Source organism: Streptomyces sp. NPDC054840 (assembly GCF_053611065.1).
The window spans coordinates 1-7,413 of sequence record NZ_JBSGZP010000364.1 but is presented as its reverse complement, the minus strand read 5'-3'; the positions used below and the strand labels follow the sequence as shown (position 1 = coordinate 7,413).

The 7,413-nt window shown below is 70.3% G+C and carries 6 protein-coding genes; 4 read left to right on the top strand and 2 right to left on the bottom strand.

Features of this window, described 5'->3' with window-relative positions; genetic code table 11:
• The coding region (locus tag ACWGIU_RS23750; protein WP_453708853.1) for a GOLPH3/VPS74 family protein at window positions 1-493 on the bottom strand (493 nt) is incomplete at its 3' end.
• Window positions 494-778: 285 nt separating this feature from the next.
• Between ACWGIU_RS23750 and ACWGIU_RS23745 the strand changes: the two genes are divergently transcribed.
• From ACWGIU_RS23745 to ACWGIU_RS23735, 3 genes are all read left to right on the top strand, one after another.
• Window positions 779-1,876, top strand: a complete 1,098-nt coding sequence (locus ACWGIU_RS23745) for an alpha/beta hydrolase (RefSeq protein WP_453708851.1) — start codon at window positions 779-781, stop codon at window positions 1,874-1,876.
• 123 nt (window positions 1,877-1,999) lie between these two features.
• On the top strand, window positions 2,000-2,572 hold the full coding sequence (locus ACWGIU_RS23740) for a PadR family transcriptional regulator (protein ID WP_453708849.1): 573 nt from the start codon (window positions 2,000-2,002) through the stop codon (window positions 2,570-2,572).
• Window positions 2,573-2,695: 123 nt separating this feature from the next.
• Window positions 2,696-4,423 carry an acyl-CoA dehydrogenase family protein gene (locus ACWGIU_RS23735; RefSeq protein ID WP_453708847.1) on the top strand — a complete coding sequence of 576 codons (1,728 nt, stop codon included), beginning with the start codon at window positions 2,696-2,698 and terminating at the stop codon, window positions 4,421-4,423.
• Window positions 4,424-4,558: 135 nt separating this feature from the next.
• Here ACWGIU_RS23735 and bla read toward each other — a convergent pair whose 3' ends face one another.
• On the bottom strand, window positions 4,559-5,458 hold the full coding sequence (bla, locus tag ACWGIU_RS23730) for a class A beta-lactamase (protein WP_453708845.1): 900 nt from the start codon (window positions 5,456-5,458) through the stop codon (window positions 4,559-4,561).
• Window positions 5,459-5,870: 412 nt separating this feature from the next.
• Between bla and ACWGIU_RS23725 the strand changes: the two genes are divergently transcribed.
• On the top strand, window positions 5,871-7,283 hold the full coding sequence (locus tag ACWGIU_RS23725; protein WP_453708843.1) for a family 2B encapsulin nanocompartment shell protein: 1,413 nt from the start codon (window positions 5,871-5,873) through the stop codon (window positions 7,281-7,283).
• Window positions 7,284-7,413 lie beyond the last annotated feature (130 nt).

The window sequence follows — 7,413 nt, the reverse complement described above, 5'->3', positions numbered from 1 at the left end:
CTTCGTCGTCCGTTCCCGGCTCGTCCTCGGATCGCGGGCCGCGGACGCCCACGGCCGCGGCGAGTGAAGCGAGGACGGGCTCGTCCGCCTCCCAGCGGCTCAGCGCCTGCCGGTGGGCGGGCGTGTCGGCCACTTCCAGGCGATCCGTGCCGAAGGGCAGCAGCCCGCGCCGTCCCCGTGTCAGCTGACCGGCTTCCTCCAGGGCGGCCTGGTAGGAGGCGGAGAGGTCGCGGCCGCGGCGCCACAGCCAGTCCTCGACCCGCTCGTACGGAGCCTGCCGGGTGAGCGCCGACGAGGCCTCGGCCAGGAGCTCGTCGTCCAAGCCGGGCTGACCGCCCGGCACGATGCGGTCGCCGTCCAGAACGGCGGCCTGCACGTCGAGAAGGTCGATCAGCTCGGCGCCCGCGAGGGCGAGCGACAGGTCACCCTGGCCGACCGAACGGTCCGGCTGCGGATCCATGGCGATGATGAACAGGTCTTTCGCCGTACTCATGAACGGCTCCCCTCGAAGTCATCGGAAGTCGGATCCCGCTGATCGCCTTCCTATGGTCGCACCAACGCCCCCCACCCTCCCGGGGTTCCCGTGCATCGCCCGGACGGAGTGCCGTGCCGGTGGATTCGACAGGGCGGGTGGCCGGACCCTCCGCCCCGCCGACACCGCGCCCTCCGTGAGGGAACGCGGGGCCCGATCAGCCCCTCTTGCCTGATGCGCTACCCCCTAAGGTAGCGATCCGGACCCGAGCGTCCGGACCGGATGGCGCAGAAGGTTCGCTGACTTATGGGTCTGACGAGTGGCACGCTCATGGCTGGCGTCGCGGTGGGCACGGCGCTGTTGTTCGCCCTCACGGTATGGCTGTGGCCCCGGCTGGGGCGGCCCGGCATCCGGTGGGTGCTGGGCCGGGTCGGGCTGCTCGCGCTCGTGCAGTTGACGGTTCTCGCCTCGGTCGGTGCCGCGGCCAACCGGACCTTCCTCCTCTACGACTCCTGGGCCGACCTCGCCGGGACGAAGCGCCATGCCCCGGCCGCCCCGGGCGGCGCGGCCGTGGAGGTGCTGGGCCGACAGGCCCCGGAGGTGCCCGGCGGCCGGAACCCGCAGGTGGGTGGGGTGATCGAGAAGGTGATGATCCACGGCGAGCGGTCCCGGGCAGCTGCCGAGGCGTACGTCTACCTTCCGCCGGAGTACTTCGACAAGAGTGACGAGCGGCGCAGGTTCCCGGCAGCCGTCGTCCTCACGGGCTACCCGGGCATGGCCGAGAACCTCATCAAGAAGCTGCACTATCCACGGCTGGCGTGGAGCCTGGCGAAGCAGAAGCGTGTGCAGCCGATGATCCTGGTGATGATGCGACCCACGATCGCCGGACCCAACACCCAGTGCGTGGACGTCCCCGGGGGCCCGCAGAGCGAGGCCTTCTTCGGCGCGGATGTCGTCAAGGCGGTCTCCGGCACGTACCGCGTGGGCACCTCGCCGCGGAGTTGGGGCATCATCGGCGACTCCACCGGTGGCTACTGCGCCCTGAAGATGGCGGTGCAGCACCCGGAGGCGTACACGGTCGGCGTGGGGCTCTCGGCGGAGTACAGGCCCGAGATCGACCAGTACTCAGGTGATCTGTTCAAGGGGAACAAGGACGAGGAAAAACGATCCGACCTGCTGTGGCACCTGGACCACCGACCGCAGGGGAACTCCTCGTTCCTGGTGACGTCTTCGCTGCGGGGCGAGCCGAACTACGGGGAGACCCAGGAGTTCATCCGCAAGGTGAAGGCGCCGGCGCACGTGTCGTCGATCATTCTGGACAGCGGCGGGCACAGCTTCAACACCTGGCTGCGGGAGATCCCGCCGGCGCTCGTCTGGACGGGCGCGCGGCTCGGCGCCGAATGAGCGGGCAGGTGGGCGGGTAGAGGGGTGGGGGCGTTCGGCGGCTCCGCCGGCAGCCGGGTGAGCCGCGTCTCACCTGACCCCTGCCGCTTGTCTATGCAACGAGTTGCATAGAAAGATCGGGGCATGGCGCTCGACCACGCGATCCTCGTCTCCCTGCTGGAGAAGCCGGGCTCCGGCTATGAGCTGGCCCGCCGGTTCGACCGGTCCATCGGCTACTTCTGGACCGCCACCCACCAGCAGATCTACCGCGTCCTGGGGCGTATGGAGGGCAACGGGCTGCTCGCCGCCCGCGAGGTCCCGCAGCAGGGCCGACCGGACAAGAAGGAGTACTCCGTCGCCGGCCCCGGCCGCACCGCCCTCGCCGAATGGCTGCACGAGCCGATCGAACCCGAGAGCCTCCGCCACGACCTCGCCGTCAAGATCCGCGGCGCGGCCTTCGACGACCCGGCCGCACTGATCCACGAGGTCGAGCGGCACCACCGGGCGCACAGCGACCGGCTGGCCCGCTATCTCGCCGGTGAACGGCGCGACTTCACCGGGCCGGACGCCCCCGCACCGCTCGACGCCGGTCAGGAGCTCCAGCACGTCGTGCTGCGCGGCGGCATCGCGTTCGAGCGGATGACGATCGCCTGGCTCGACGACGTCCTCGCCACCCTCCACCGGCTCGGCGGTACCCCGCCGACCGCCACCGCCTGAACCTCGCCCGAACCGCATCGCGCCGCGGCGGCGGCACCCCCCGCACCCGCCGGCAATCCCCCTCCCCCCGCATTCGCCCGGCCCCTCACCGCGCCTCCTCCAACCCTCGAAAGGTGAACCCCCATGGCAGACGCCCTGCTCTTCAACCCGCACACGTACGACCCGGCGCACTTCGACCCAGAGACCCGCAGGCTGCTGCGCGCCACCGTCGACTGGTTCGAGAGCCGCGGCAAGCGCCGGCTGATCGAGGACTACCGCTCCCGCGCCTGGCTCGCCGACTTCCTCGCCTTCTCCGCGAAGGAAGGCCTCTTCGCGACCTTCCTGACCCCGGCCGCCGCCGGCGAGGGGGAGTCGGACAAGCGTTGGGACACCGCCCGGATCGCCGCCCTGAACGAGATCTTCGGCTTCTACGGCCTCGACTACTGGTACGCCTGGCAGGTCACCATCCTCGGCCTGGGCCCGGTCTGGCAGAGCGACAACGCCGATGCCCGCGCCCGCGCCGCGCAGTTGCTCGCCGAGGGCGAGGTGTTCGCCTTCGGCCTGTCCGAGAAGACCCACGGCGCCGACATCTACTCCACCGACATGCTGCTGCAGCCGGACGGCGACGGCGCCGGCGGATTCCGCGCCACCGGGTCCAAGTACTACATCGGCAACGGCAACGCCGCCGGCCTCGTCTCCGTCTTCGGCCGCCGCACCGACATCGAGGGCCCCGACGGCTACGTCTTCTTCGCCGCCGACAGCCGTCACCCGGCGTACAACCTGGTGAAGAACGTCGTCGACTCCTCCAAGTACGTCAGCGAGTTCCGGCTCGACGAGTACCCGGTCCGCGCCGAGGACGTGCTGCACACCGGCCGGGCCGCCTTCGACGCCGCCCTGAACACCGTCAACGTCGGCAAGTTCAACCTCTGCACCGCCTCCATCGGCATCTGCGAGCACGCGATGTACGAGGCCGTCACGCACGCGCACAACCGGGTCCTCTACGGCCGCCCCGTCACCGCCTTCCCGCACGTGCGCCGTGAGCTGGCCGACGCGTACGTCCGCCTGGTCGGGATGAAGCTCTTCAGCGACCGCGCCGTCGACTACTTCCGCTCCGCCGGCCCGGACGACCGCCGCTACCTGCTCTTCAACCCGATGACGAAGATGAAGGTGACCACGGAGGGCGAGAAGGTCATCGACCTGATGTGGGACGTCATCGCCGCCAAGGGCTTCGAGAAGGACAACTACTTCGCGCAGGCGGCGATCGAGATCCGCGGACTGCCCAAGCTGGAGGGCACGGTCCACGTCAACCTCGCCCTGATCCTCAAGTTCATGCGCAACCACCTGCTGAACCCGGCGGAGTACCCGGCCGTACCGACCCGGCTCGACGCGGCCGACGACGCCTTCCTGTTCCAGCAGGGGCCGGCCCGCGGCCTGGGCTCCGTACAGTTCCACGACTGGCGGACCGCCTACGACGCGTACGTCGACGTGGCGAACGTGGCCCGGTTCCGCGAGCAGGCCGACGCCCTCTGCACCTTCGTGGCCACCGTCGCTCCGGACGAGGAGCAGAGCCGCGACCTCGACTTCCTCCTCTCGGTGGGCCAGCTGTTCGCCCTCGTCGTGTACGGACAGCTGATTCTTGAACAGGCCCGCCTCACGGACCTGGACGGGTCGGTACTCGACGAGCTGTTCTCCGTCCTCGTGCGCGACTTCTCCGGCCACGCGGTCGAGCTGTACGGCAAGGACTCCGCGACGGCGGCCCAGCAGGACTGGGCGCTGGGCGCGGTGCGGCGTCCGGTCGTCGACGAGGAGCGGGCGGCGCGCGTCTGGACGCGGGTCGAGGCCCTGTCCGGCACGTACGAGATGGCTCCGTAGGAACCCGTAGGACCCGTAGACCACGGCTCCGGAGGGGGCCGGCACGGCTCACCACGGCCGGAGCCGGTCCCCTTCCCGGGTCTCACGCCCGCGCGACGCCGCGTACGCCGTTTCGGCTCGGGCTCGGGCGCGGGCTCAGGCGAGCGTGTCCGCCAGCAGCTTCGCGGTCCTGGCGATCAGTGTGTTGTCGCGCGGCGCCGTCGCCTCCGGCATGGTCGAGAGAATGGCAAGGATCATGGGCGGGCGCCCCGGCGGCCAGGCGATGCCCACGTTGTTGTTCGTCCCGTACGAACCGGCGCCCGTCTTGTCCGCGACGGCCCAGTCCTTCGGCAGGCCGGCCCGCAGGCGGTCACCGCTGGTGGTGTTCGACAGCAGCCACCGGTTCAGCCGCTCCCGGTCTCCGGAGTCCAGCGCGTCACCGAGCGTGAGGCGGGCGTACGTCCGCCCGATCGCGCGGGGGCTGGTGGTGTCCGTCACCCGCGACGGCTCCGCCGAGTTCAGCTCGGGCTCCCAGCGGTCGAGCCGGGTCGTACGGTCGCCCAGCGAGCGGCAGAAACGGGTGATCGCGGTGGGGCCGCCGAGCTCGCGCAGCAACAGGTTGGCGGCCGCGTTGTCGCTCTGGGCGATGGCGGCGGAGCAGAGTTCCGCGACCGTCAGGCCGCCCGCGACGTTCTCGGGCTTCTCCGTGATCGACCCGCCGCCCGCGTCCGTGACGTCCTGGAGCGTGTAGTGGACGCGCTTGGCGAGCTGCGCGCCGTCGTGGTCGAGGTCCCGCAGCACGGCCGCCGCGGCGAGCGTCTTGAACACCGAGCACATGGGGAACCGTTCGCCGGCCCGGTGGACCACGCTCCGGCCGGTGGCGGTGTCCAGGGCGTACACCCCCAACCGTGCCCCGTACTCGCGCTCCAGGGCGCGCAGCCCGGCCACCGGCGACGCGGCACTCGCCGTGCCCACCGGCAGTGCGGCTGCGAGCGCCGCCCCCGCTCCCACGGTGAGCAGCGCGCGTCGGGACGTTGATGCGTCCGGGGTCCTCACGTCAGGTCCTCCTCTTCCTGGCCGGCCATGTGCCCTTGAAGATGTCATACGTGATCAATCGGTTCCGGATGGCACGACTTGGCCACCCAGGTGCGCAGCCATGGCGGCCGGGGCGTCCGAGCGGACACGCTCCGGCAGGTGAGGGCGGCTGCAGTAACTGACCGCCGCCCCGCCGCTTTTCGGCCGTGTTCGTGAGTAAGGCCGAATATCGTCGACAACCCCGGCAAACCGCCTCGGCTGCGAGATCACTGTATCGAGTTAACGCCAACGGTTTTCAGGCCCAACTGGGCGTACCGGCCGATACTGTTCCCCCGGATCTGTACGGATTCCCGGAGATTCGCCCCTCTTTTTCCTCGTTCCTTGGTGACGCGCGCGCCCGCCGTTCACACCCTTACGAAGGAGAGCTCACCCGATGACCGTTGACACCAGCCCGGAAGCCCAGCTGGAGCCGCCGCAGCAGTCCAGCCTGAGCACGGCGGCTGCCCGCAACCTCGCCAGCACGACCAAGTCCGCCCCGCAGATGCAGGAGATCACCTCCCGCTGGCTGCTGCGGATGCTCCCCTGGGTGGAGACCAAGGGCGGCACCTACCGGGTCAACCGCCGGCTGACGTACACCGTGGGCGACGGCACCATCGAGTTCGTCCAGGACGGCGCGAACGTCCGGGTGATCCCGCGCGAGCTCGGCGAACTGGCCCTGCTGCGCGGCTTCGAGGACGACGAGGTGCTGACCGCGATCGCCGGCCGGTGCGTGCAGCGCGACTTCCGGGCCGGTGAGGTGATCGTCGAGCGCGGTACGGCCGCCGACAAGATCCACCTGATCGCCCACGGCAGGATCAGCCAGACCTCCGTCGGCAAGTACGGCGACGACGTCGCCGTGGCCGTACTCGCCGACGGCGACCGGTTCGGCGAGAACGCCCTGCTGGACGCCGACGCCACCTGGGACTGCACGGCCACCGCCGAGACGCCCGGCATCCTGCTCACCCTCTCCCGCGGCGACTTCGCCTCCGTGCTCTCCGCGGCGCCACAACTCCAGGAGCACATCAACCGGTTCAGCGCGCTCCCGCACCAGCGCCAGAACAAGCACGGTGAGGCCGAGATCGCGATGTCCGCCGGCCACACCGGTGAGGCGGAGCTGCCCGGCGCCTTCGTCGACTACGAGCTCAAGCCCCGCGAGTACGAACTCTCCATCGCGCAGACCGTGCTGCGGATCCACACCAGGGTCGCCGACCTCTACAACGGGCCGCACAACCAGACCGAGGAACAGCTCAGGCTCACCATCGAGGCGCTGCGCGAGCGCCAGGAGCACGAGCTGGTCAACAACCGGGACTTCGGTCTGCTCCACAACGCCGCCTTCAAGCAGCGGATCCAGACCCACTCCGGCCCGCCGACCCCGGACGACCTCGACGAACTGCTCTGCCGCCGCCGCGGCTCCAAGTTCTTCCTCGCCCACCCCCGGACGATCGCCGCGATCGGGCGCGAGTTCAACGCCCGCGGGCTCTACCCGGATCACGTCGACGTCGGCGGCCAGCAGGTTCCGGCCTGGCGCGGGGTCCCGATCCTGCCGTGCAACAAGATCCCGATCAGCAAGGAGAACACCAGCTCGGTCCTCGTCATGCGAACCGGCGAGGACAACCAGGGCGTCATCGGTCTGCGCCAGACCGGCCTGCCGGAGGAGTACGAGCCGGGCCTCTCGGTCCGCTTCATGGGGATCAGCGAGCAGGCGATCATCTCGTACCTGGTCACCACCTACTTCTCCGCCGCCATCCTGGTGCCCGACGCGCTCGGTGTGCTGGAGAACGTGCAGATCGCCCGCAGGCGGGACTAAGAGGACCTGCCCGACGGCCGTGACAGCCAGGTCACCTGCCTGTCCTGGCCCGCCGAGCGCGCCCGGGATCCGGGCCGACCCACTTACCTCTCCAAGGAGTTACGGATGCCCGATCCTGGGCCTTCCCCTC